The following is a 25,410-nucleotide window of genomic DNA, read 5'->3' on the forward strand; positions in this document are numbered from 1 at the left end:
CGCTGCGCTTCCCTATTCAAACCGAGCCATAGCTTTAAACAGCAAGAGGTCCAGTGGCATGTAGAACACATGGACGACCACCATCAGCATAGCAACCAGTAACAAGCCGCCGATGACCAGCAGCACCCGCCACTTGCGGCGCCTGGCCACATCGGCCTGCGTGGAAATGTACGGCACGGCCACCAGCACCCGCTTGCCCAGCACGCTTTCCAGCGCACCGACACCCCGTATACGCTGGTTCAGCATTTCCAGCAGCATCACCAGCGCGCCGCCCACTGCCGGCGCCAACACCAGGCCAAGGGCGACAATTTTCTTGCGGTTGGGCTTGACCGGTTTTTCCGGCATCAAGGGTGGCTCCAGCAACACGAAGCGCTCAGCCTTGTTTTCCTGCTCCAGACTTTCGGTGATCTTCGCGCCCATTTCCTTGTCGCGGATTTCTTCATACTTCTTGCGTGCGTTGTCATGGTCACGCATCAGTGTTACCAGGCCGCGCTCCACTTGCGGAGCTTCGAGGATATCGGCCTCATAGCCTTCCATTTTGGCCGTCAGCTGACGTTTCTGTTCAGCAAGCGATGCGATGCGCGACTGCGTAGCCGCCATTTTGGTACGTACCCTGGCCGCATCGAGGTTCATGGCCGCCGCAGCGGCGATGCCCTTCTCGCCCGAGGCCTTGAGCAAGTCGATCTTGCGCTTGACGGCCACCACATCGGGGTGCGCCGGGGTGTATTTGGTCAACAGCCGGGCATACTCGGCCTTGAGGCTGGCCAGGTCCTGTGGTTGGTCCGCCGAGGCAGGCCTGCCGCCAGCCGCCTGCGCGGGCACCCCCGCATTGGCGGCCGCCAGCTCCAGTTCGAGGTAACGCAGCTCTTCCTGGGCGGCCTTGTAGTCGCGATCGACCTCGCGGAACTCCAACTCCGAACGCGACAACATGCTCATGCGCAACTGCTGGTTCTCAGGCAAGGCATTGGCGTGCGCCTGCTTGAAATCCGCCAGCTTGTTCTCGAGCGCAGCCAGCTCGGCGCCCAGCTTGTTCGCCTCCTGGGTAAGGAATTCGGTGGTCTCGGTTGCGCGCTCGGTGCGCTGTTTCATGTTTTCGTTGAGAAACAGCGTCACCAGTTCGTCGGCCACTTCCTTGGCAACTTCAGCGCGCTTGTCCTCATAGGAAACCGTGAACGCGACCGTCGCCTCGCCACGCCCTTTGACGTAGGTACTGAGCGTGGCCACGACGATTGCACTGCGCATCTGCTCGATCTTGTCGGTCTCACTGAACCGCCTGCCCTTGTCGGCGAACAGGTTGTACTTGTCGATGATCTTCAGCAGGTTCTCGCGGGTCATGACGCGCTGACGAATGACCTCGATGCGCTCATCGGCAAAACTGTTGTTGTTGGCCGAGACCAGCTCTGGCGAAATCTGTTGCGACTCCACCAGGATGGTGCCGGTCGACTGATAAAGGGGCGGCACCGAGACGGCGACCCCGACGGTTGCCGCAATCACGACCACGATGCTCACCCCCAGCAACAAGGCGCGGTCCTTGATGATGGCGATGTAATCTTTAAGGGAAAGCTCGTAGTCCGTTTTCATGGTGGCCACCCGTGCGAGAGTCAGATGTCGGGATATCTGTACGTCAGCGTCAATCCGGCAATGGTCGCGTCAGCATCGGGCAAGCCGTCTTGCTGGCGCTGCTTGTACATCAACGAGAAACGCAGGTCCCAGGCCGGTGAAAATGCGCGGCTTGCCCAGATGCCATACGTTTGTAACGTGTTTGGCGAGACCCCTTTGCTGTCCTGCCAGGACGCATCGACGCCCACGCGGTCGACCTCGGTGACCAGGTAGCTCCAACTGCCGCGTACCATGTCGAGTTCGGCAAAGCCGCCCTCGGCGTTGGCAACGGTGCTGCGCTCGGCGCTGAAGGTGGCATCGGCACGATCGCCCCGGTAGAACAGCGACATGCCACCTTCACCGCGGCGCCCGCCGCCAGAACCCGTGGTCTTGTTCACGCCGATATGCATCTCGCCTTCAAACCGTTCGGAAAACCGGTGCCTGACACCGATATTCGGGCTGTAGCTGTTGGAGGACACCGCGGTGGTATCGTCCTGCGGTTCATAACGCCTGGCGTCAAAACCGGTGATGATGTCGGTGCGCTCGCTCCAGGCGTAGGTCCATGTCGATGTGTTGTACAGCTCGTCGTAACCGGTCAGCGAACTGATGTCATAACGGGCATGCGAATAGGTAAGGACGTTGGCCAGCGTGCTGCGCTCGGTCACCGCGCTGCTCCAGTTGGCCTCGAGCGTGGACATCTCCTGCGTGCCGTCGGTGGTGACCACGCCGGTGTCCTGCACAGCACCGGACAGTGTGGAACTCTCCTCATAGCGCGCCAGCAAACCAAAGCCACCGGTCTCGGTCTCGCGCTGCCACCCCAGGCTCACTTTGGGGTCTTCACGGTCATCGACGATCGACCGGTCGGATGAGCGCAGCACGTTGACACCCAGGCCCAGGCGCAACTGGTCGCGGTCGAACTGACCGATCAGGCTGTAGTCGGGCGCAATGATGGTACGCGTCACACCTTTCTCCTCGGACGTCAGGAGCAATGGGTTGCTGTCGTACTCGACAGACGTGGGCACCACGACTGAAGACTGCCAAATGGCGGCGTGAACCACCCCAGACAACGGCAACATCATGATTGCCGTCGCAATATTCGTTGGTCGGAAAATAGGCACTAGAGATTCTTATATATTGGTAGGGTCAAGGTACGACCAGCGTATCGCCAGCCTGAAGTTGGAAGTTGGTGGACATGTCGCGCCCGGAAACCAGATCCTTGTAGCGCACCGGCAATACCTTTTGTGAAGGGCCGCTGCCGCGGATGACCTTGATGGCACTTTCGTCGGCGAATTTGTCCATTCCACCCGACATGCTCAGCGCCTGAAGCACCGCCGTAGGGCCTGCCATGGGCACCGGGCCTGGCTTGATGACCTTGCCTTGCACATACACAAGGTTGCCCGCCGTACCCGTGACAACGACGCTTACATTAGGATCTGCCAGGTAGGGTTTGAGGCCGGCAGTGACCTTGTCGGCAACCGCTGTGACGTCCAGCCCGGCCACATCGATTCGGCCTGCCAGGGGGAAGGTGATGCTGCCATCGGGTAGTACGACGGTTTCCTGGCGAAGGGTGTCCTCTTGCCAGACCGAAATCAGCACCCTGTCACCGGGGCTGAGCAGGTACGCCGGGTTGCCTTGATCGGCCACGCTGGTGCCGGACCAAGTCACGAATACGCAAAAGATGGAAATCAGCAAACGCGCCATGAGGGATCCCTCCGGCCTTGCGGCCCAGGTTCAAGAGCACTGAATGAGAACGACACTAAACCTCTCGCTCCACTTCGCAGCCGTTACAGCGCTGCGACGGCCTCAAGCATCCAGGAGGCCCTTTACCGCAATGCCGCTTCGCCTGCCACTGCCAATTTGCGTCTGGGGCGTCAGCTACTGGAATATAGCAACAGCTGTAAAATTGACAAGCGGCTAATCCCGTCTTCGACGCAAACATCCATTATTTAGCGTCAATTCACTGGCAGTACGGTTTAGTTGATCGTAATGGTAACAACAGCGTCCTCAAATTTTCTTTCTGTTGGCAACTGCGACAAAGCCGATCACCGCAAACGCAAACACCCAGCCTGCCGTTGCCAAGGGAACAATATTTGCCTGGCTCATATAAGAATCAGCCGCCCGTGCCGCACCACTCAATAACACCAACAGAAAGATGGATTTGATGAACAGTGTTGAGCGCATGGTCCCCTCCTACGAAGAGGAAAATTTATTATGGGTTTTTGGCGGAGGAATGAATCGCTGTTGATTGGAGCTTATGGGCACGATGCCATTACGTCAACGTTCCGACACCATAATAAATCTCAATCGACTGCCCCTCGACTCGTCAAATTATCGACATGCAGAAGATGCAGGCACTTTTCACCCGCTCGTGCTTCTAGCAACTCATTGATATGCCATAAAAAATAAACTGTCATCAGCGCCCCACCCTGGCCAGCATGCGGGTAGTCGAACCGGGGCACGACTTGAACGATGTGTTTCATAGGCGAGAAACAGTGAGAATCATTGCGCTTAGCGTCACGCTTATGACGGAAAAAGATCGAGGGTACGTTCGACCTCATCAATATCGATCGTGAAGCCATCACCCTGCGGCGTGCCGACGACGAAGCCAAAATGCTGATGGTCACGGTCCGTCAGGTACTTGTAGTAGCTGACGAAGCGGTTAGGCGGCTGCAGCGCCAGCAGCGAGCCGCCTGAACGCAGCACATTGACGCCGTGAACCAGCTGGCTGCCTTCCACGCCAATCACCGTCCTGGCCCCCGCGCATGCCGCGACGATGGTCGGCACATCGCACCTGAGTGGGTCGATCACGCGAAAGCCACGGTACTTGCGCAAGTGTTCGGCGACCTCAAGTTCGTTGCGCATCAAGCGCAATTGGCCTTCACAGCCGCGCAGAATGAACACGCCAGGGTGCGTTACAGGGTCCACATGCGACAGCAACTTGTCGCCCATGGCACGGTAGCGCTGATGCCGGCTGCGGTTGTTGCTCACGTCGTCGAACAGCACCAGCTCCTTGAAAAATGCGCTGCGCAAGCGCAAGGGTTGCATGTCCAGCCACGCCTCATAGCCGGGGGCCTGGGTAAACAATGGAAACCTGGCCGATGGTGCCGTGGTAACAGGGATGCCCTCGTTGCAGGCCAGTGCGTAGGTCGGGCAATCTTCCATCAACCAGGTACCAAACCAAGTGTTGCCGTTTTGCGTGCAATACACAGCACCCCGCTCTATCTCGTAGTCCACCGTTACCCGCGGGAAAGTGCTGGGCTTCAACGACAGCCAATGGCTGGCGTCGTCTTTGTATAACGCCCCGTCAATCAGCCAGACATCCTTTAGCAGGTAGCCGCGCGTCGGGCCTTGCTGCGCACGGATACCGCCTTCCATGGTGAGCGCGGGGTGAACATGGGGGAAAAAACGCTTGGCCTCCCAACCGGTCACGCGTTCCAGCTGGTTGGGCAAGAAATACGCCGGTGGAGAGACGGTGGTTTCGCCGGGCGCGATGTCCCAGGTTTTAACCGCCCGACTTTTTATGTCGATATCGGCTTTACGGGCAAGCCGCTTTCTGGCCATGTGTTTGTAGGCGGCCAGTGTCCAGACAGTTTCGCTGGTAATTAGCGTTGAATTGAACTCAGAAATATTACTACCCATGGCAAGCCCCCTATGATAAGAACGCCAAAAAGCTCGCAAGCGACGTCCTTATCCAGGCCGGCCCTGACGCTAAGTTAGTTGGACAACACCCTTTCCATCGTGGGCGGTGATTTCAAGTTGGCATACCGTTCGCGCAAGTTCTCGAAAAACAACTCACCCGAACTTCTATTGCCATAGAGGTATATCTTGTGCAGGCCGCCAAACACCATTTCGTGGTAGCGGCTTGCAAGCGCTTCATCACTGGACCCTTCCGGTAAACCCAGGTGCAGCGTCAACTTGTTGCCCTCGACCGCAAACAGCGGCGTGTCCCAAAGAAACTGGGCCACTCCCGTCTTGGGTAGACGGATGAACATGTAGGCGTGGTTGCCCAGCGAGTCGATATCACCCCCGCGCCGCCGCTTCCACTTCAGTAACCCGTCATCCGGGCGCGCCAGACAAAGACCGATGTCGTAATAGTCGTAGCCATTGGCCAAGGCCCACTCCAACGCCAGGTAGGTGGTGATGGAGTTGACCTCACGCAGTTTCTTGGCATCGGAAAACACGGCTTCGCAGTAACCGAAACGCAAGGTGCTCCAGTAGCGCTTGCCAGCCCGGGTTATCTCACAACCCAGGTGACAGGCCACCACCTCGCCATCCAAGGTGATCAAGTCCAGGCGGCCTACCCCCTTGGCCAAACGAAACACCTCCTCGGTGGGAAACTGTGCCGCATGAATGCCTTGCCGTGCGCTGGCATAAGGCCGAAGCAGGTCACGGTCGGCCATGGCAATTTCGTCATCCGAGAGCGTTTGCCTCATCTGGTACAGCGGTCGGTTCTTGCGGATACTGCGGCGCAACTCACTGTCATAGCGCGCGGTGATATCGTCCAGCGAGCGCCCAAGCGGTACGACGGCACTCAGGTAGTGCGGTACGGACAGTGCCCCGAGGGTGGGTAACTCACTGACTACTACGCGGCTGGGCACGCTGCCCGCCGGGCCCTCGGGTGCTGGTGCCTGCTGTTGCGCTTTGCCGCCTATCAACAGCTTGGCCATTTCGCGCTGTTGCTTCCTGCCGATGTAGAGAATTTCGTAGGGGCTTTGCTGCTGCAGCCTGAACCGGGCGACCTCCCAATGCCAGAAGCACGCCCGCCCAAGCATGTCGCGTAACACGTTTGATACGGTTCTGATCTCGTAACGCAGCGAAGGTGAGATGAGTTTTCGAGCTATGGCCATCATGTGCGCTTTCATTTCTTCTTCGACGTCCTTTGAATTCAAACGGCCTTATCGGAAGAGAAGCGGGTTATTGCTCGAGACAATGACGTAAGCGACTGATAATCCGACAACATTGCCCCTTGCCGGCCTAACATTCAGTAACAATTTAAGATGCAAGCTCGCGTATTAGCAAGCGGCGTTTTGCAATCGCCTGCCTTCATTTCATGACGTCAATTTTCTTTCCTGTACGCGTTGGGTCATTGATTGTTGCAATGGGTAATTAACTACCTCACCGCTACGATGCAAACGGCGCCTGCTATCGGCTCTTTCTCTCATGCAGGTACCGACGATGACTGATTTCGCCCTTCAAAACCCTCATCAGCAACTGATCCAGGAACAGCTACCGGCCTGGGCCAGAACGATGCAACCTGAGCACTGGCGGCGCTTGCGCGAGAGCGTGCAGCCCGAGCAAGGCCTGGAGGGTCAAGCGCCATGGTTCGCCAATGCTGCACCCGATCTGCGCGAAGCAGTGCTTGCCAGCCAGCGCCGCCTGGACGACTCGCAGTACCAACTGGCGCGCGCCATGGCGGGCCTGCAGAACGTTGCTGAATTCGCCGAAGCCTTGCTCGAGCAACGACTGAAGGCCGAGCACCAACTGTCGGTGCCGCTGCGCAGTACCCAGCTCATCCATATTCAACACAGGTTCAGTTTCGGCACCTACGTCACCGGCCACAAAGCGACCAGCCTGCTCGAAGCCGCCCTGCACAACTTCGAAGAGCAGCCCACGTTCAGCCACGACAGCGCCCTGGTACTGGCCGGTGATGCGCAGTTCGAAGCCACCACGGTCGTCGGCCAGACCACGTTGGGCGACAGCGAAACGCTGGTCGATATCGACCTGCCGTCCGAGTCATACCGTATCAACCCGCTGCCGCTTGCTCCCAGCGGCTTCGCCCGCAGTTGTCGGGACCTGGACATTGGGCAGCGTTATCAGGAACACCTGCAGGCGATCTTCGAAACGCCCTCACGCCCGGTACGCGCGGCCTTCATGACGACCCTGCGTGACCGCCTGCGCCTTGCCGCCGACATGGCCTTGCTGCGCCACACCATTACCGGCGCCGGCCGTGATGTCATTGACCAACTGCTGGCACAGGCCCCCGTACGCTGCTGGCAGCCATCGCTGTTCGGCATCGCACTGCACGAAGTGCTGATCATCGACGCCGGCACGGCGGGTTTGTTGATGTACCTGCCCGGTGATGAGCAGCGCCTGCTGCAGTTTCCCGGCCTTGCCGGCGTGCATGCACATCTCGCCACCCACTTGCTGCAAGCGGATTACCGACGGGGTTTCCAGCGATACGTCTCATCGTTGCAGTGCTATCGTTTCCTCGACCTGTTGCACCAGAACCTCGACGCCGCAGGTAACAGCCCCGCAGATCAACGGTGGTCGATGCGCGAGGGCGCCGACCTGCACCTGGCCCTTGCCCCCATCGAGGCGCCACTGCTGGCTTTCCTCTATGGCGATCATGTGGCACGCCTGAAGGCCGAGGCCGCAGCCGTGGCAGTGCCTACCGCAGAGGTCGACAGGCAAGCGCACCAACGGCGCATCGCCCAGTGGCAAAGCATGGGGCTGGACGCACTGATGGTTGCAGGTTTCTTCATACCCGGGGTTGGCACCCTGTTGACAGGGGTAATCGCCTGCCAGTTGCTTGGGGAGGTGATCGACGGTTACCAGGCTTGGAGCATAGGCGACCGCCACCTGGCCTTGCAGCACATTGAGGCGGTAGGCCTGAACCTTGCTGCGATCGGCGGTTTGCATGCAGCAGGCAAGGTGCTGCCCAGGCTGTTCAACAGCGCGCTGATGGAAAGCCTTGAACCGGTGAAACTGCGGGACGGCAGCCGACGGCTCTGGCGTGCAGACCTGAAGGGCTATGCGAGCAACGTGCAGTTACCTGCAGAACTTGAAGCCAACCCGCAAGGGTTGCGAACCCACCAGGGCAGACAATTCATCCGCCTGGATGGCCACCACTATGAAATTGCCCTGGACGGCACCGACCAACGCTGGAGGATCGTCCACCCCAGTGACCACGAGGCCTACCGGCCGCTGCTGGAACACAACGGCGAAGGCGCCTGGCGCGCGGAACACGAGGCACCTCAGGACTGGGCCGACAGCCAGTGCGTGCGCCGCCTGGGCTTGCCTGTGGATGCACTGGACGATGCGCAACTGCAACAGGCCATGGTCATCAGTGGTGTGGACCGGGCACGTTTGCAGGCAGTACACCTGGCCGGTGAAGCCACCCCTGCACTGCTTGCCGATACGCTGGAGCGTTTTACGCTGGCGAAGCAAATGCCCGAGCTGGACGGCGCAGCACTGACGCGTATTTACGGCCGTACGGCAAGCGCCGCCGAGCAGCGGATGTGCGATACCTACGCGCCATTGACCCCACCGCTTGCCAGGCGTCTGCTGGCTCGGCTCTCACCGGAGGCGTTGGCCAATTGGCAAGCGCAAGGAACGTTACCGGCCTGGCTGCACATGGAAGCCGAACAGATCACCCGGGATCTGCCATTGGTCCGTGCCCTGGAAGGCCTGTATCACCCGCGCCTGGCCAACCGCGACAGCGAACGCTTGCTGCTCGCCTGCATGCAACGGTACTCCGGCTGGCCACAGCACTTGCGCGTTGAGATCCGCGAGGCCACGCCAGAGGGCACCGTGCTGGCGGCCATCGGCGACGAACAGGCCAGCGAGCGTTGCCTGTTGCTCAGGTCGGGTCAAGGCTACGAGGTCTTCAATGACGAACGCCCGGTTGCCAGGCCAGTGCATGCCGATGCGTACCAGGCGCTGTACGCCGCAGCGCCACCAAACCTCAAGCGCGCGTGGGGCAGTGCTGGCGCGCTGGGCGAGCGCACGCAGCGCCTGGCCGCTGCCGAGCGGCGCAAGTGGCCGATGCGCCTCTGGGGGCCACAGGCCAAGCGCCCTACCCCGCGTCACAGGTTGCGCGGTGGCGCACCTGTCACTCCACTGGCACCCGCCTCGCCGTTCTTCAACCAAAGCGTGCCGGCGCGCTTGCGCAGGCTCTACCCCAGCATCACCCAAGAGCAGGCCGAGCGCTTACAGGTAGACTGGCGTAACACGATGCGCTCTGCAGAGACAGAATTGCGCATTCGTGAAGACACCTTGAGACAGTTGCGCACCGACCTCGATCGATGGGCAACGGCCGTTCCCCGCCGCCAGCCCGCCGTGCGCAGGATTCTCAACGCCTGGCAGCAAAATTCGATACGTGTGCTGTCCACCGGCCAACGCATCCACTCCCTGGACCTGAAAAACTTCGAACTGGAAAACAGCGACTTGGCGACCCTCACGTTGCCAGCAGGTTTTAGCCACGTCGCGGACCTTGACCTCAGCGGTAACAGCGCACTGAGCGAGTTGCCCGCACAATGGCTGCAGTGCCTGCCCGAACTGCAGCGCCTGACCTTGAGCCGTTGTCGCTTCGCCGCGGTTCCAGAGGTTCGGGTACCTGGCAACCTGCAATGGCTTGACCTTGAACATAACCGCATCAGCTGGGACGCACGCTCACAGGCAGCACTGGAGCGACTGGACGGGTTGAGGGTGCTGGATCTCTCCGAGAACCCGTTGCTCCACGCGCCGAACCTGCAGAACCTTCCAGGGCTCGGCTCGGTGTTCATGGTCAACTGCGGCTTGACCGAACTCCCCCAAGGCCTTCAACGACTGGAGTCGGTGCTGATCATCGACCTGTCCGAGAACCAGTTCCAGCGTCTTCCACAGGGGTTCACCCTGCCCGCGGCCAACGCCAATGCCTTGGCCCTGGAAAGCCCGGCGCTAGGGCTGCCCATTCGCGAGCAGATTGAGGATTACTTCCAGCTTCATGGAGCTGACCTTCTGGTATCCGATATCGACTACCAGACGCTGTTGGCCAATGCCAGCGCACAGCGACTGCGCTTGTGGTCGCGCGTGCCGTTGCACTACCGGCGAGAGCTGCGCCAGCTGATCGAGGACATCACCGATTTCGATGACTTCGATGCAGGCCTGGAGGCACTGTGGCGCTGCCTCGAACGCATGGATGCAGACCCCGCTTTTCGCGATCTGGCGCTAGACTCGCCGGCGGCCTTGCTGCTGGATCTCTGAGCCGCTTCAGGCACTGCCCTGGCGGCCCCGCTCGGCACGGGTCGCCAGCCAGCGCGCAAGGTCCGCCGCCGGCATTGGCCGGGCCAGCAGATAGCCCTGCCCCTGGTCGCAACCGGCGTTGCGCAAGAAGTCATACTGTTCCTGGGTTTCAATGCCCTCGGCAGTGATCCGGAAGCCCAACGCATGGCCCAGGTCGATGATGGCCCGGGCCACGGCCACTGCATCGTCATCGTCCGGCAGGTCTTTGATGAACGCACGGTCGATCTTCAGGTGATCGATCGGCAGCGCTCGCAAATAAGCCAGTGACGAATAACCCGTGCCGAAGTCGTCCACCGCCGTGGTCACGCCCATGGCCTGTAATTGGGCCAGTACCTCACAGGCCTGTTGCTGGCTTTCCATCAGCAGACTTTCGGTGATTTCCACTTCCAGCAGGCTCGGCGCCAGGCCGTGACACTCCAGCGCCTGGGCCAGGCTGGAGACATAGTCGCTGCGTTCGATCTGCAGCGCCGCCACGTTGATCGCCATTGGCCCGGGTACGCGGTCCTCGTCGCGCCAGGCGGCCATCTGCGCGCAAGCCAGCGCCAACACGCGCTCACCCAGCGGAATGATCAGGCCCGTGCGCTCTGCCAGCGGGATGAACTCGGCCGGTGACACCAGGCCATGAACAGGGTCCCGCCAGCGCAGCAATGCTTCGACACCCTGCAGGCAGCCGCTGAACAGGTCGACCTTGGGTTGATACCACAGCTCGAACTCGTTCGCCTGCAAGGCACGGCGCAGGTTGCGCTCAAGCTCCAGGCGCTGCTGCAGGCGGGCAGTCATGTCGGTGTGGTAGGGGCGCCAGGCGTTGCGCCCGCTTTCCTTGGCTGCATACATCGCCGTATCGGCGTGACGCAGCAGGCTGCCGACATCCTCACCGTGCTGGGGGCACCTGGCCAGGCCGATACTGCCGGTCACCAGTGCGGTACTGCCATTGAGATCGAACGGGCGTTGCAGGCAGCGCAGCAGGTGAGCCACCTGGTGGCTCACCTGGCCCTGGGTGCCGCGCAACATGAAAACGAACTCGTCGCCGCCAAGGCGGCACACCCGGTCAGGCGCGTCCAGCTCCTGCAAAAAACGCGCGGTGGCTTGCTGCAGCAACAGGTCGCCCATGGCATGGCCGAGGCTGTCGTTCACCTGCTTGAAGCCATCGATGTCCAGCATCAACACAGCCAGACCATCGCCCTTGAGAATGGCATCGGCCAGTTGCTGCTGGAACAACACGCGGTTGGGCAAGCCGGTGATGGTGTCGTAGTGGGCCAGCCGCTCAAGTTGCGCCTGGGAGCTGCGCAGTTCTCGATTGCGTTGCTGCAGCTGGCGTTGCTTGCGGTTGATCAGGGCCAGGAACAGGCTGGTCAAGCCCGTACAGGCCAGGGCGAACCAGAGCAGCGGCGAGACCAGAGGGCTGGCCATCAGGCCGTCAGGCTGGCGCTGCACGTCCAGATGGCCCAGCAGCACCGACAGGGCGATCCCGGCCAGGGCGAAGCCCACCGGCATCAGGCTGCCAAGGAAGCGGCGCAGCTGGCCGGTGGGCGGCGGTTCATCAGGTAGTGGGGTATTGGACGGGGTCATAGGCCTTCGTATGCGCTCGATTGCTTATGTATCGGCGCACTGCGGGCAATATTGAGCCAGACTGGTATTTTTCTTTCGCCGGGTGCATCCTCGAAGCTGAAGCGATTCACCTACCCAGACTTGTGAGGTGCAGTACACATGGACCACCTGCTCGATTCGCTGTTCCCTGCTGCCGGGGATGTCCCCACGCCTTGGCAGCTGGGTGAACCCCTGGAGCAACGCGATTACCTCGTCAATGGCGAACTGAGGCGCTGGGACGGCCCGCTGGCCACCGTGCGCAGCCCGGTTTGGCTAAAAGAAGGTGACGGCGAGCGACAGGTCATCCTCGGCAGCGCCCCGCTGCTCGATGCTGATACGGCACTGACGGCACTGGACGCCGCCGTGCAGGCCTATGACAAAGGCCGCGGCGCCTGGCCGAACATGCGTGTCGCCGAACGCATCCAGCATGTCGAAACCTTCCTTGCGCGCATGCGCGAACAGCGCCAGGCCGTGGTAAAGCTGCTGATGTGGGAGATCGGCAAAAACCTCAAGGACTCCGAGAAGGAGTTCGATCGCACCTGCGACTATATCGTCGACACCATCAACGCCCTGAAAGACCTCGACCGCCGTTCCAGCCGCTTCGAACTCGAACAGGGCACCCTCGGCCAGATCCGCCGCGCACCGCTTGGCGTGGCCTTGTGCATGGGGCCTTACAACTACCCGCTCAATGAAACCTTCACCACGTTGATCCCCGCGCTGATCATGGGCAACACCGTGGTGTTCAAACCGGCCAAATTCGGCGTGCTGTTGATTCGCCCGCTGCTCGAAGCGTTCCGTGACAGCTTCCCGCCGGGGGTGATCAACGTCATTTATGGCCGCGGCCGCGAAACGGTCAGTGCCTTGATGGCCAGCGGCAAGGTCGACGTGTTCGCCTTCATTGGCACGCACAAGGCCGCCAGCGACCTGAAAAAGCTCCACCCGCGCCCGCACCGCCTGCGCGCCGCGCTAGGGCTCGATGCCAAAAACCCCGGCATCGTGCTGCCCCAGGTAGACCTGAACAATGCGGTCGAAGAAGCGGTCACCGGCGCGCTGTCGTTCAACGGCCAGCGTTGCACCGCACTGAAAATCCTGTTCGTCCATGAAGACGTGGTCGAACCGTTTCTCGACAAGTTCCAGCGCAAGCTCGCCGCGCTCAAGCCTGGCATGCCCTGGGAGCCGGATGTGGCCCTGACGCCGCTACCGGAACAGGGCAAGGTCGATTACCTCGACGCCCTGGTGGCCGATGCCACGGCCAAAGGCGCGCGGGTGGTCAACGAGGGTGGCGGGAACAGTCGCGGTTCGTTCTTCTACCCTGCCCTGCTCTACCCGGTAACCGGTGACATGCGGGTGTACCACGAAGAGCAATTCGGCCCCGTGGTACCGGTGGTGCCCTACCGCGACCTGCAGACGGTGATCGACTACGTGCTCGATTCCGACTTCGGCCAGCAGTTGAGCCTGTTCGGCAACGACCCCAAGACCATCGGCAGCCTGGTCGACATCTTTGCCAACCAGGTGGGCCGTATCAACCTCAATGCCCAGTGCCAGCGCGGCCCTGACACCTACCCCTTCAATGGTCGCAAGAACAGCGCCGAGGGTACCTTGTCGGTGCATGACGCCCTGCGTGTGTTCTCGATACGCACCTTGGTCGCGACCCGCTTCCAGGAAGCCAACAAGGAGCTGATCAGCGAGATCATCCGTAATCGGCAGTCGACGTTCCTCACCACCGATTACATCTTCTGAACGGGCCCTGCTTATAGACAAACGATCTACCTGAGCTGTCGATTTTCGAGCTGCCTGACCGACTTTATGCAACAGGGGCGCAACCTGCCCCTTTCGCATTCATTTCAGAGGAGTGTCGAACATGGCAGCCCGCCCCATTCCCGAAGGCCAGCACAGCATTACCCCGTATTTGGGCATCAAGGATGCCGCCAAGGCCATCGACTTCTACAAGCAAGCCTTCGGCGCGGTCGAAATGTTCCGCCTCGAAGGCCCGGACGGCCGCGTAGGGCACGCCGAGCTGAAGATCGGCGATTCGTCGCTGATGCTCGCCGACCCGTGCGACATGGCGGGCGGCCTGACCTCCAGCCAGTCACTCAGCGGTGTCGCCATTGGCCTGCACTTGTACGTGGAGGACTGTGACAAGGTCTACGCCCAGGCCATTGCCGCCGGGGCCACCCCGTTGCATGAGGTAAAGGACCAGTTCTACGGCGACCGCAGCGGCACGTTGCAAGACCCGTTCGGCAACATGTGGTTCGTCTCTACCCACAAAGAAGACCTCAGCCCCGAGGAAATCCGCGCCCGCGCCGCCAAACTGTTCGCAGGCAACCAAGCGACTGGTTGAAAGCGGCGCGACTTTGCCTGAAGCTTGTGGCTCGTAGCTTGGAGCTGCTTCATGCGAATCATCGACAAAACCGCCGCGCAGGTACGTAGCCTGACCCCGGCCGAAGAGGAACTGCTGCAGGCATTCGCCACAGGCACTCTCATTGGCCCCGGCCTGTTACAGGCCAACCAGCTACTGATGAAGGTGCGCAGCGCCAACCAGTGGCTGGCCTGCGATTGCCGCAAGGACGCCCTGCCGGTGCTCAATGTCACCCTCAATGGCAACACCGGCACACTGTTTCTCAAGAACAACCCCGGCACCGCCGAGCATGCGCCCGGCTGCCCGTTCAGCAAAGACGAGCGTGAGGCCGCCGAACGCGAGCAAGACCCCGCCCCGCCCGCCGCCTGGCTGGCCCCTGACACGCCACTGCGCCTGCTCGGTGATTTTCGCAAGGCCAGCGAAAACAGTGGCGCTGCCCAGGATGGCAACGAACGCCGAGAGCAGCAGCGCCTGCTCTCGCTGCTGCTGACCTGGATCGAAACCAGCGGCCTGAACCTGTATGCCACGCACTTGAAAAAGGACCTCACCGCGCAGTTTGCCGAGTTGCGCAGTGTCGCCAGCCGTTACCCCCTGCTCGAACGCGTGCCCGCCAGCAACTACCTTGAAACCCGGCTGGACATGAAGCACATGATGATGCTCAAGGCCCGCCTGCGCGAAGCCACCGTGTTCGGCAACCATCGCCGCCATGGCCTGTTGCTGGACTGCGTCGAGCAGATCAAGGGGCGCAAGCTGTTCAACAACCGCAGTGAGGATGGCTTCGACTTCCAGGGGCATCACCTGTACTGGGGTGGCAGCCGGGTGTCAGGGCCGCTGCTGGCGATGATCCTGTACTCGCCCACCAGCGCAGGCAGTCACTTCTACGAGCTGATCCACGTGGCCAGCGTGCCAGTGTTGTCGCGCGCTCACCTGTTCCCGGTTTACCGCGACGAGGAGCGTGAACCGCTCAAGGCCTTGGTGTCGTTGATCGACTGGATGGCCAGCAAGGGGGTCAAGGTGCAGATGCGAAGGCCCGTGATCGGTGGCCAGGTGATGGATGAACTGGTGCTGACCTCCGACCAGGACCGCGTGCTGTCGGTATCGCTGCTGGAGCAGCCGGTCGGGCCGGAACCGGATGCCGAGAATTTCAAGCGGTACGCCGATTTCAAGAGCCTGGAGACATTCCGCAAGTTTGTGGCCGGGTTCTTCATGCGCGAGCGCTGAGCTAGCAGTCGAGGCGGGCCGGCCTATGGCCAGGATGTTGCTGGGCTGTTGCGATCGAGCGCGGCCCGCGCGGCGCTCGATCGCAACAGCGCCCGATCATCCAAGAAACAGCTTGTAAGCAGGATTCTCGGTCTCATCCCAGTACCGATAGCCCATCTCATCCAGCGCCAGCGGCAGCCCTGCCTGCTCATCCTCGGGCACCTCCAGCGCGGCAAACACCCGGGCTTCGGCCGCGCCGTGGTTGCGGTAATGGAACAGGCTGATGTTCCAGCGCTTGCCCAGCCGCTCCAGGAAGCCCAACAACGCTCCCGGCCGCTCCGGGAACTCGAAGCGCAGCACCCGTTCATCGGCTCCCGGCGCCGCATGGCCACCCACGGTATGGCGCACATGCAGCTTGGCCAGCTCGTTGTCGGTCAGGTCGAGCACGCTGTAACCCTGCTCGGCGAGGTGTGCCAGCAGTTTCTCCCGGGGGTCGTGCAGCGGGTGCGTTTGCACCCCGACAAACAGGCGCGCTTCCTTGCCGGGGTAGTAGCGATAGTTGAACTCGGTGATCTGGCGCTTGCCCAGCGCCTGGCAGAAGGCCCGGAAACTGCCTGGCTGCTCGGGGATGGTCACGGCAATGATCGCCTCGCGCTGCTCACCCAGCTCGGCACGTTCGGCCACATGGCGCAGGCGGTCGAAGTTGACGTTGGCACCGGAGTCGATCGCTACCAGCGTCTGCCCCCGTGCGCCTTCGCGGGCCACGTACTTCTTGATGCCAGCGACCGCCAGCGCGCCGGACGGCTCGGTGATCGAACGGGTATCGTCATAGATGTCCTTGATTGCCGCACACAGCTCATCGCTGCTGACGGTCACCACCTCATCGACGAAATGCCGGCACAGTTCAAAACAGTGCGCACCGACCTGGGCGACCGCCACGCCATCGGCGAAGGTACCTACCTGCGGCAGGATGACCCGCTCCCCCGCAACCATGGCGGCCTGCAGGCAATTGGAGTCTTCCGGCTCGACACCGATCACCTTGACCTCGGGGCGCAGGTACTTCACGTACGCGGCGATCCCTGCCACCAGGCCACCGCCCCCGACCGGCACGAAGATGGCATCCAGCGCACCCGGCTGTTGGCGGAGGATCTCCATGCCGACCGTGCCCTGCCCGGCGATCACGTCGGGGTCATCGTAAGGTGGCACGAAGGTAGCGCCTTCGCTGTCGGCCAGGGTCAGTGCATGGGCCAGGGCGTGGGGGAAGCTTTCACCGTGCAGCACCACATGCCCACCCCGCGAACGTACACCTTCGATTTTCAGCGAAGGCGTGGTGGTCGGCATGACGATGGTCGCCTTGATGCCCAGATGGGAGGCCGCCAGTGCCACACCCTGGGCGTGGTTGCCTGCCGATGCGGTGATCACCCCACGCTCGCGCTGAGCGGGGGTCAGGCGCGCCAGCCGGGTGTAGGCACCGCGGATCTTGAACGAGAACGTGGGCTGCAGGTCTTCGCGCTTGAGCAATACCTGGTTGCCCAGGCTGGCGGACAACGCCGGCGCCGCTTGCAATGGGGTCTCGATGGCCAGGTCGTACACCGGCGCAGACAAGATGCGCCGCACCTGCTCCGACAGCAGCTGCTGAGGGGTAAGCGGGGTACGGGGGCTGACGTTGAGGCTGGTCATCGGGTGCAACTCCTTGGCTGTTTTCACGTTGCCCAGGAGTCGAAGAGTAGAAACCCGCCTCCAGGGCGGGTTCGGTGCACGTACGCGCTAGCCCGCCAAACTGATAATGGCGGTAATAATAATGGCGTTCACATGCGGGAAAGTGTTCATGGGGTGGGAACTTATCCCGCTGTACCTTGGCGTGTCAACACTTGGCTTGCTGTGCCGAGAGCGGCACATCGAACACCTTGTCGAAACCCCACTGGAACACGAAGGCATAGACGAAGAAGAACACGAACAACGCCATGTTGGTGAGCAACGCTGCCCACAGGCTGACATCCAGCCAGTACGCCACCAGCGGCAGCAGGATCACCACCAGCCCGCCTTCGAAGCCCAAGGCATGCAGCAGCCGGCGCATGAAGGTCCGTTCACGCTGGTGCTGGCGCGCCTCCCAGCGCTCGAAAGCCCAGTTGAAGCCCATGTTCCAGCTCATCGCAATGCCCGACATCAACACTGACAGCACGGTCGACTGGGCCATGCCGGCACCGAACGCCAGTTCCAGTGCCGGCGCCACACAGGCCACGGCGATGGCTTCGTAGAGGATGGCCTGGACGATCTTGCGTGCCTTGCCTTGCATCTTCAGCTCCCTGTCGAAAAGGCCTACCACGTTACTAGAAGCCGCTGGCAAGCAAAAGCCTGAATACCTGGCCCGGCCACGCACAACCGTGCATTGGACAACCCGGCACCTGACTGCTTGTATCTACCCATTGCAAGTGGCGCGAGGTCGTACACCTTCGTCCAGGGAATCGTACGAGGAACAACACGATGGCCAACACCGTCATGATGGTATTCGGTACCCGCCCAGAAGCGATCAAGATGGCCCCACTGGCCAGGGTCCTGCGTGAGTGGCCCGACATCGACCTGCACATCTGTTCCACCGGCCAGCACCGCGAGATGCTTGAACAAGTGCTGACCGCCTTTGGCCTGAGCGTCGATCAGGACCTCAAGGTAATGACCCAGAATCAGACCCTGAACGGCCTTGCCCGTGACCTGCTGGACTCGATCGACAAGGCCTATGAACGGGTCAGGCCAGAGATCGTGCTGGTCCATGGCGACACCACCACCAGCTTCATCGCCGGCCTTGCCGCCTTCCACCGGCACATCCCCATCGGCCACGTCGAGGCCGGGCTGCGCACCGGCAACCTGCAGCAACCCTGGCCTGAGGAAGCCAACCGGCGCCTGACCGGGGTGATCGCCGACCTGCACTTTGCGCCCACCACCAAGGCCCGCGACAACCTGCTGCGCGAAGGCGTGCCGCTGGAACAGATCGAGGTCACCGGCAACACCGTCATCGACGCCCTGCTGTGGATGCGCGAATACCTGATGGAAACCGCGTGGCAGCCCGCCGCCGACTCCCCCCTGCACAAACTGCACGACGATCAGCGCATGGTGCTGATCACCGGCCATCGTCGGGAAAACTTCGGCGCCGGTTTCGAACGTATCTGCCTGGCCCTGGCCGAACTGGCACTGCGCTACCCCGATGTGCAGTTCGTCTACCCCGTTCACCTCAACCCGCAAGTGCAGAAAGCGGTCTACGGCCTGCTCTCGGGGCGTGACAACATCCACCTCGTAGCCCCGCAGGACTATCAGCACTTTGTATGGCTGATGAACCGCGCCCACATCATCCTCACCGACTCCGGTGGCATCCAGGAAGAAGCCCCGGCACTGGGCAAGCCGGTGCTGGTGCTGCGCAAGGTCACCGAACGGCCGTCGGTGCTCGAAGGCGGTACGGTGAAGCTGGTCGGCACGCAGACCGAGCGCATCGTCAAGGAAACCAGCCAATTGCTGGACGATGGCCAGGCCTACGCGCGCATGGCCCGCGTATTCACCCCCTTTGGTGACGGCCACGCCAGCGAAATCATCGCCGAGCGCCTGAGCCGCTGGTTCGAGGAAAGCGTAACCAAACGGGATGACGCATGAGCCTGGCTTTCATCGATTTCGTTACTTACGTACTGTTTGGCCTCAAGATCCTGGCGATCATCCTCGCCGCACTGATGTTCCTGCTCGGCCTGGACGACCTGTTCATCGACCTGTGCTACTGGTGCCGCAAGCTGTTCCGCCATTTGCGCATCTATGACAAGTACGCCAGGGCCGACGAGAAGCGCCTGTTCGAGGTGCCGGAAAAACCCCTGGCGATCATGGTCCCGGCCTGGAACGAAGTGGGCGTGGTGGGTGAAATGGCGCGCCTGGCGGCCTCGACCATCGACTACGAAAACTACCAGATCTTTGTCGGCACCTACCCCAACGACCCGCAAACCCAGGCCGACGTCGATGCCGTGTGCCTGCACTACCCCAACGTGCACAAGGTGGTCTGCGCCCGCCCCGGCCCCACCAGCAAGGCTGACTGCCTGAACAACATCATCGATGCCATCCTGCGCTTCCAGGACGACGCACGTATCGAGTTCGCAGGCTTCATCCTGCATGACGCCGAGGACGTTATCTCGCCCATGGAGCTGAGGCTGTTCAACTACCTGCTGCCCGCCAAGGACATGATCCAGATCCCGGTGTACCCCTATGCGCCGGAGTGGAAAGGCTTCACCGCCGGGCACTACGTGGACGAGTTCGCCGAGAACCACGGCAAGGACGTCATCGTCCGCGAAGCGCTGACCGGCCAGGTGCCCAGTGCCGGTGTCGGCACCTGTTTCAGCCGCCGCGCCATCAGCGCCCTGCTCGAAGACGGTGACGGCATCGCCTTCGACGTGCAGAGCCTGACCGAGGATTACGACATCGGCTTTCGCCTGAAGCAAAAGGGCATGAAGTGCATATTTGCCCGCTACTCGGTTACCGACCCTGCACTGGCCCTCAAGCACGAGTGGTGCCCCGGCATGAGCCGCGAGTTCGCCCAGGTGATCTGCGTGCGCGAGCACTTCCCGCGTGACTGGCAGCATGCCATCCGGCAAAAGTCCCGGTGGATCGTCGGCATCGTGTTCCAGGGCACCAGCAACCTGGGCTGGAGCCGAACAGGTGCGCTCAACTACTTCCTCTGGCGGGACCGCCGGGGCCTGTTCGCCTACCTGCTGGGCTTTTTGGTCAACCTGTTGCTGCTGGTGCTGCTGGCCATGTGGCTGGTTACGGTGATTGCGCCGCAGTCCTGGCGCTTCATGTCGATCCTCAGCGACAGCCAACTGCTGACCACACTGCTCTGGCTCAACGGCCTGATGCTGATCAACCGCCTGTTCCAGCGCGGCTGGTTCGTCACCCGCTATTACGGCATCGGCGAGGGGCTGCTGTCGGCACCCAGGATGATGTGGAGCAACTTCGTCAACTTCTTTGCCAACCTGCGCGCCCTGCGCCAAGTGATGGAGATGGGCGATTCACGCCGAGTGGCCTGGGACAAGACCACCCACGAGTTCCCCGCCATCGCCTCACCGGCCCGCACCCCGCTGGGCCACCGCCTTGTCGCCAAGGGCTACATCAGCGAAGCGCAGCTCGAGCAGGCCATCACCAGCCCGGTGCGGCGGCGCCTGGGCCGCGAGCTGCTGCTGCGTGGCTGGCTGACCAGCGAACAGCTGGTGCAGACCCTGGCCGAGCAACTCGACCTGCCATGGGCACCGCTCAACCCGTTCAAACTCGACCCGCAACTGATCGCCCTGCTGCCGCGCCGGCTGGCTACGCACTACGGCGTGCTGCCGGTGGCCGAAGACGGCAATACGCTGGTGCTGGCCAGCGAGAGCCCGGTCAGCCAGGTCTCGCTGGGGGTGATCAGCCGCCAGCTCAAACGCCCGGTCAGCTGCCGCCTGGCCCCCCAAGGCCGGGTGACCCTGGGCCTGCGCTACCACTACCCCAGCCCCTGGCAGACAGACCAGACCCGGCAGATGCTCGACGTGCTCGAACGGCACCAGGACAACGCCGAACTGATCGAGCAGGTGAGTATCCACCAGGTCATGCTCGGTGCGTTGCTGCAGGTGCGCGGCATGGTCCCGGTGACCCTGTTCAACCAGGCCCTGATCGATTTTGATCCCGAGCGGCAGAGCCTTGGCGAACACCTGATCGCGCGCGGCATCATCACCGAGCTCGTGTTGCAACAGGCGCTCGAAGAACAGGCCAGCGAACAGCAGGCCGCCTTTGACCTGATCAGGGAGGTGGCATGAAGCCGCGCGTTACCCTCACACTCACCGGCCTGTTGTTGTGCACCACCGCCCTGCCTGCCCTGGCCGCGCCCATGACCGATTTCCAGCGGTTCACCAGCTACCCGTTCATGGAGCGCGGTTACCGCGAAGCAAAAAAGGACAATTGGGGCGAAGTCGAGCGCCTGACCCGCCATGTACTCGGGCGGGTGCCGAACAACGACGAAGCGCGCGCGCTGCTGGTCAAGGCCCTGGCCCACCAGCGCCGCTACAAGGAAGCAGAAGCACTGGCCGAGCAGCTTGGCAGCGGCACGGAGCATGCCGACGCCCTGCTTGAACTGCGCCTGACCTGGATCGAGCAGGACCCACCCGCGGCCAGCCAGGTGGAGGGCTGGTTGGCCACAGCTGACGGCGCACACCGGGTACGCCTGTGGCAGGCCTACAGCCTGAGCCTGGCCAAATTCGGCGGCGCCGGCAGGGCCCTGGACTGGCTGAACCAATTGCCACCACGCGGCGATGGCCAGGTGCTGCGCCTGGCCAGGGCCAATTTCGCCGAACAGCTGCGCAACTGGAACGCCACCATCGATCAGCTGCAGCCTCTGGCCGACAAGGGGCAATTGCCGGTGGATGCCTGGCAGCGCCTGGCCAACGCCTACGTCCAGCAGGTCGATGAAAAAGGCCTGACCCGATTGCTGCAAAGCGCGCCTTCCCCCGAGATGGCCACCCAGACCCGGCTGGCCATGGCCAACCGCGCCATCGCAATGGGCTACAGCAAGCAGGCCCAGCGCTGGCTGCAAATGCTGCCCACCGAGCAGTTGCAACAGCCCGAACAGCGCCAGCAGCTCTGGGAGCTGGCCCGCGAAGGCAACGATGCGCCGCTGCTCAGGCGCCTGAGCAATGAGCTGCAGCGGCCCTGCCTGGAAACGGTCGACTGGCTTTCACGGCACGACCCGAACATTGCCCGAGAACAGTTCAAGGACTGCTCTGCAGGCGCCGAACCACGCGCCTACGCAATACTCAAGCAGCGCCTTTACGGCGACCCGGCAGCGCCGCCACAACCGCGCACCGCCGCCGGGTGGGAGCACCGTTACCGGCGCACGGGCGAGCTGGCCGCACTTGAGCAAGCGACCTTCCTGCTGGTGCGCCAAGGCCACGACGAGCGCGCCCGAACCTTGTTGGAACAGGCCTACGACCGGCGTCAAGGACGGCTGACACCCTCACTGCTGCAGCGCCTGGGCAATCTTTATGCTCGCCAGGACGGCCAGCTGGACAGCCGCAGAATGCTCAGCCTGATCCCCCAGGTGGATGCCAATAGCCGTGCCCAACTGCTCGGCCGCTTGGCCGAGGCCGGGCAATGCGACACCGTGCGCCAGGCCGTGCCGGCAAGCCCCAGCGAAGCCGGGCAATACCGTGCACTGGGGCGCTGCGCCATGCCTGAACAGCCGGGTGAAGCGGTGGTCTATTACCAGGCCGCCGAGCGCCTGGGCGACAGTGGCAACCGCCTGCCACTGGCCTATGCCCTGGAAGCTGCAGGTGACTCTGCCGCAGCCCTGCCCATTTGGCGCAGCCTGCCGGACAGCGCCTGGAACGACAACGCCCGCCTGACCGCCGCCGCCGGCGCGCTGAACGCGGGCGACCCGCAAGCCGCCCGCCGCTACTGGGACGCTGCTGCGCACACCCGCGCTGATGACTGGGCGCTGGGCGCCGCCATCGCCCAGCGCCAGGGTGACCTGCAGGCCGCCCTTGGCTTTCAGCGCCAGGCACTGGCACACAACCCGCGCGCCGACCACTACTACGCAGCCGCCAACACCGCACAACAGGCCGGCGACAGCGCCCAGAGCACTGCCTGGCTGGCCGAAGCGGTGCGCCTGGCCCCCAACCAGCCACGCTATCGCGCCGACTACGGCATGCGCCTGGCCAGCTCGCCAGACAAGACCGACCGCCGCCAGGCGATCCCGTATCTGCAGCGCGCCACCCGCGATTTCCCCGAGGACTACCGCCTCGGCGAAACCCTGGTCGTGCGCTACGACGAAGCCGAAGACAGCGCCTCGGCGCGCCGCGAGCTGCGCCGGGTGATCGATGTGGAGCAGGACCTTGTCGACGGCGATGATGAATACGGCAGCCTCGATGCCCGTAAATACCGCCAGCGGCGCGCCCACGAAACCTTGGCGCGGCGTGACACCGTGACACTGGCCAGCACCTGGTCGCCAGCCGGCATCTCGACCAACGACAGGTTCCTCGACGACGGCGTGCGCAGCGGCAGCTCGCGCCGGGCACAGTCGCAGAACGTGCAACTGGCCATGTGGGACCATGCCTTGGGCGAAGAGCCCAGCCGCAATGGCAGCACGCTGTCGGTGTACGGCCGCGTGCTGTTCGGCGGGCAAAGCCGTAGCGACTACGCGCAAAGCATGGGCACCGGTGTCGGCCTGCGTTACAAACCGATAGGCCAGGCCAACCTCAACCTGTACGCCGAGCTCTACCACCAACGGCAGATCGACACCGAGCACTACAGCGGCCTGAGCCTGGGTGAGCTGCTCAGCCCGGCCAAGGTCGGTGGCAACTGGGGTGACCTGCGCCACAACGCCGAGTCGAGCAACGACCTGCTGCTGCGCGCCACTGCCTCGTTTCTCGACCAAGGCGACTGGCGCAACGACTGGCGGGTAGACGAGGACGACTGGAACGAGCGTTTCCTCTACCTCGACGCTGCCTGGTGGACCCGTGCCGGTGACCATGCCTGGCTGTCCCGTTACCAGCAGGGCCATGCCTGGAAATTGCCCGGCACTTCGCCGCAAACCCTGATGCCCTATGGCTTCCTCGAGTTTTCCAGCCAGGACCCCAGCAACGACTGGCGCCAGGATGCCCGCGCCGGCGTGGGCGTGCGCTGGCAATGGTGGTTCGACGATGACCGCTACAACGCCTACCGCGGCTCGCTGAAAGTACGCGCCGAGTATCAGCAGTCGTTGGGTGGCAACCTTTACCAGCGCGCCAATGGTGTGCTGGTCGGCGCGGAGATGAACTTCTGATGCGTACCTTTCTGGCCATCTGCCTGTTTGCGTTGAGCCTGCCGGCCGTGGCCGACCAGCGCCTGTTCTATCAACCGCTGAACCGCGACGCCAGCGTCAGCCCCGCCCAATGGCAGCAACTGTGGCGTGCCACCGTGGCCCAGGGCGGCAAGACCGTGATCGTGCAGTGGAGCGCCTATGGCGACAGCGATTTCGGTGGTGCCCAAGGCTGGCTGGCCAACAGCCTGCGCGAGGCGCATGCCCAAGGCCTGCAGCTGGTGCTCGGGCTGTACATGGACCCGGCCTATTATCAGCGCATCGAAGCACTCGACGGTGATGGGCTGAGCAGCTACTGGAAAGCCCAACTGGGGAGATCCCTGAGCCAGTACCGGCAGGTGCGCCAGCACTGGCAAATAGAGGTGGCTGGCTGGTACCTGCCGATGGAGCTGGACGACCTGCACTTTCGCGACACGGGCCGTCGTCAGGCGCTGTACAGCCAGTTGCAGGCGTTCAGCCGGCAGTTGGACAAACCGCTGCATATCAGTGCCTTCAGTGCCGGCAAGCTGGCGCCGCGGGTCAACGGCGCCTGGCTGGACCAGCTCGCCGGCCTGGGCGTGAGTGTCTGGTGGCAGGACGGCGCTGGCACCGGACGGCTGCCGGCGCTGGTGCGCCAAAGCTATGAACAGGCCTTGCCTTGCCGCGTGGGCGTGGTGCGTGAAGCATTTCGCCAGGTGAGTGGGCCGGGGCAGGCTTTCAAGGCGCAGGCTGCGCAACCGAATCTGACCGGCGGATGCCATGCCGAGGCGGTGTTTGCCCTGCGCTACCGGCCCTGGGCGCGGGGTGTTCTGACGCAGAATTGATACTGTCTGCACCG

At 62.6% G+C, this 25,410-nt stretch carries 17 protein-coding genes; 8 read left to right on the top strand and 9 right to left on the bottom strand.

Features of this window, described 5'->3' with window-relative positions; genetic code table 11:
• Positions 1-12 precede the first annotated feature (12 nt).
• From ACMGF5_RS23460 to ACMGF5_RS23485, 6 genes are all read right to left on the bottom strand, one after another.
• Positions 13-1,581, bottom strand: a complete 1,569-nt coding sequence (locus tag ACMGF5_RS23460; protein ID WP_115274614.1) for a GumC family protein — start codon at positions 1,579-1,581, stop codon at positions 13-15.
• Between the two features lie 20 nt (positions 1,582-1,601).
• Positions 1,602-2,717: a hypothetical protein gene (locus ACMGF5_RS23465; protein ID WP_115274613.1), complete on the bottom strand. Its 1,116-nt coding sequence runs from the start codon at positions 2,715-2,717 to the stop codon at positions 1,602-1,604.
• A 25-nt stretch (positions 2,718-2,742) separates the two neighbouring features.
• Complete coding sequence (locus tag ACMGF5_RS23470) at positions 2,743-3,300, bottom strand: polysaccharide biosynthesis/export family protein (RefSeq protein WP_119687157.1); 558 nt, start codon at positions 3,298-3,300, stop codon at positions 2,743-2,745.
• A gap of 303 nt (positions 3,301-3,603) precedes the next feature.
• Positions 3,604-3,780, bottom strand: coding sequence for an EPS-associated small membrane protein EppA (eppA, locus tag ACMGF5_RS23475; protein ID WP_168216558.1), 177 nt, complete (start codon positions 3,778-3,780; stop codon positions 3,604-3,606).
• Between the two features lie 339 nt (positions 3,781-4,119).
• A complete protein-coding gene (locus ACMGF5_RS23480; protein WP_115274612.1) occupies positions 4,120-5,238 on the bottom strand; it encodes a glycosyltransferase family 61 protein in 1,119 nt (372 codons plus the stop codon).
• A gap of 74 nt (positions 5,239-5,312) precedes the next feature.
• A complete protein-coding gene (locus tag ACMGF5_RS23485) occupies positions 5,313-6,461 on the bottom strand; it encodes a hypothetical protein (RefSeq protein WP_174141914.1) in 1,149 nt (382 codons plus the stop codon).
• A gap of 313 nt (positions 6,462-6,774) precedes the next feature.
• On the opposite strand from ACMGF5_RS23485, the gene ACMGF5_RS23490 reads away from it, so the two are divergent.
• Positions 6,775-10,563: a dermonecrotic toxin domain-containing protein gene (locus ACMGF5_RS23490; protein WP_414157297.1), complete on the top strand. Its 3,789-nt coding sequence runs from the start codon at positions 6,775-6,777 to the stop codon at positions 10,561-10,563.
• A gap of 6 nt (positions 10,564-10,569) precedes the next feature.
• Here the strand turns inward: ACMGF5_RS23490 and ACMGF5_RS23495 are convergent, their stop codons facing one another.
• Positions 10,570-12,171 carry a putative bifunctional diguanylate cyclase/phosphodiesterase gene (locus tag ACMGF5_RS23495; protein ID WP_115274609.1) on the bottom strand — a complete coding sequence of 534 codons (1,602 nt, stop codon included), beginning with the start codon at positions 12,169-12,171 and terminating at the stop codon, positions 10,570-10,572.
• Positions 12,172-12,309: 138 nt separating this feature from the next.
• On the opposite strand from ACMGF5_RS23495, the gene ACMGF5_RS23500 reads away from it, so the two are divergent.
• The 3 genes from ACMGF5_RS23500 (at position 12,310) to ACMGF5_RS23510 (ending at position 15,769) form a co-directional block, all read left to right on the top strand.
• Positions 12,310-13,929, top strand: a complete 1,620-nt coding sequence (locus tag ACMGF5_RS23500) for an NADP-dependent glyceraldehyde-3-phosphate dehydrogenase (RefSeq protein ID WP_414157298.1) — start codon at positions 12,310-12,312, stop codon at positions 13,927-13,929.
• Positions 13,930-14,050: 121 nt separating this feature from the next.
• The gene (locus tag ACMGF5_RS23505) at positions 14,051-14,530 is read left to right on the top strand and encodes a VOC family protein (RefSeq protein WP_414157299.1); all 480 of its coding nucleotides are present in this window, start codon (positions 14,051-14,053) and stop codon (positions 14,528-14,530) included.
• 51 nt (positions 14,531-14,581) lie between these two features.
• Positions 14,582-15,769: a hypothetical protein gene (locus ACMGF5_RS23510; protein WP_115274606.1), complete on the top strand. Its 1,188-nt coding sequence runs from the start codon at positions 14,582-14,584 to the stop codon at positions 15,767-15,769.
• Between the two features lie 96 nt (positions 15,770-15,865).
• Here ACMGF5_RS23510 and ilvA read toward each other — a convergent pair whose 3' ends face one another.
• Positions 15,866-17,428, bottom strand: a complete 1,563-nt coding sequence (ilvA, locus tag ACMGF5_RS23515) for a threonine ammonia-lyase, biosynthetic (protein ID WP_080952106.1) — start codon at positions 17,426-17,428, stop codon at positions 15,866-15,868.
• Positions 17,429-17,612: 184 nt separating this feature from the next.
• Entirely contained in the window at positions 17,613-18,044 is a 432-nt protein-coding gene (locus ACMGF5_RS23520) for a PACE efflux transporter (RefSeq protein ID WP_115274604.1), read from the bottom strand.
• 188 nt (positions 18,045-18,232) lie between these two features.
• Here ACMGF5_RS23520 and wecB point away from each other — a divergent pair, with 188 nt between their 5' ends.
• Genes wecB through ACMGF5_RS23540 form a run of 4 tightly spaced genes read left to right on the top strand, consistent with a single transcriptional unit; the run spans position 18,233 to position 25,396 of the window.
• On the top strand, positions 18,233-19,387 hold the full coding sequence (gene wecB, locus ACMGF5_RS23525) for a non-hydrolyzing UDP-N-acetylglucosamine 2-epimerase (RefSeq protein WP_115274603.1): 1,155 nt from the start codon (positions 18,233-18,235) through the stop codon (positions 19,385-19,387).
• Positions 19,384-21,558 carry a cyclic di-3',5'-guanylate-activated glycosyltransferase NrfB gene (gene nrfB, locus ACMGF5_RS23530; protein ID WP_115274602.1) on the top strand — a complete coding sequence of 725 codons (2,175 nt, stop codon included), beginning with the start codon at positions 19,384-19,386 and terminating at the stop codon, positions 21,556-21,558. Before wecB ends, nrfB begins: the two co-directional genes overlap by 4 nt.
• Positions 21,555-24,557, top strand: coding sequence for a phage receptor (locus ACMGF5_RS23535; protein ID WP_414157300.1), 3,003 nt, complete (start codon positions 21,555-21,557; stop codon positions 24,555-24,557). The genes nrfB and ACMGF5_RS23535 overlap by 4 nt, the downstream gene beginning before the upstream one ends.
• Entirely contained in the window at positions 24,557-25,396 is an 840-nt protein-coding gene (locus ACMGF5_RS23540) for a DUF4434 family protein (RefSeq protein WP_414157301.1), read from the top strand. Before ACMGF5_RS23535 ends, ACMGF5_RS23540 begins: the two co-directional genes overlap by 1 nt.
• Positions 25,397-25,410 lie beyond the last annotated feature (14 nt).

This window comes from Pseudomonas sp. BNK-15 (genome assembly GCF_047456105.1).
GTDB lineage: Bacteria > Pseudomonadota > Gammaproteobacteria > Pseudomonadales > Pseudomonadaceae > Aquipseudomonas > Aquipseudomonas putida_E.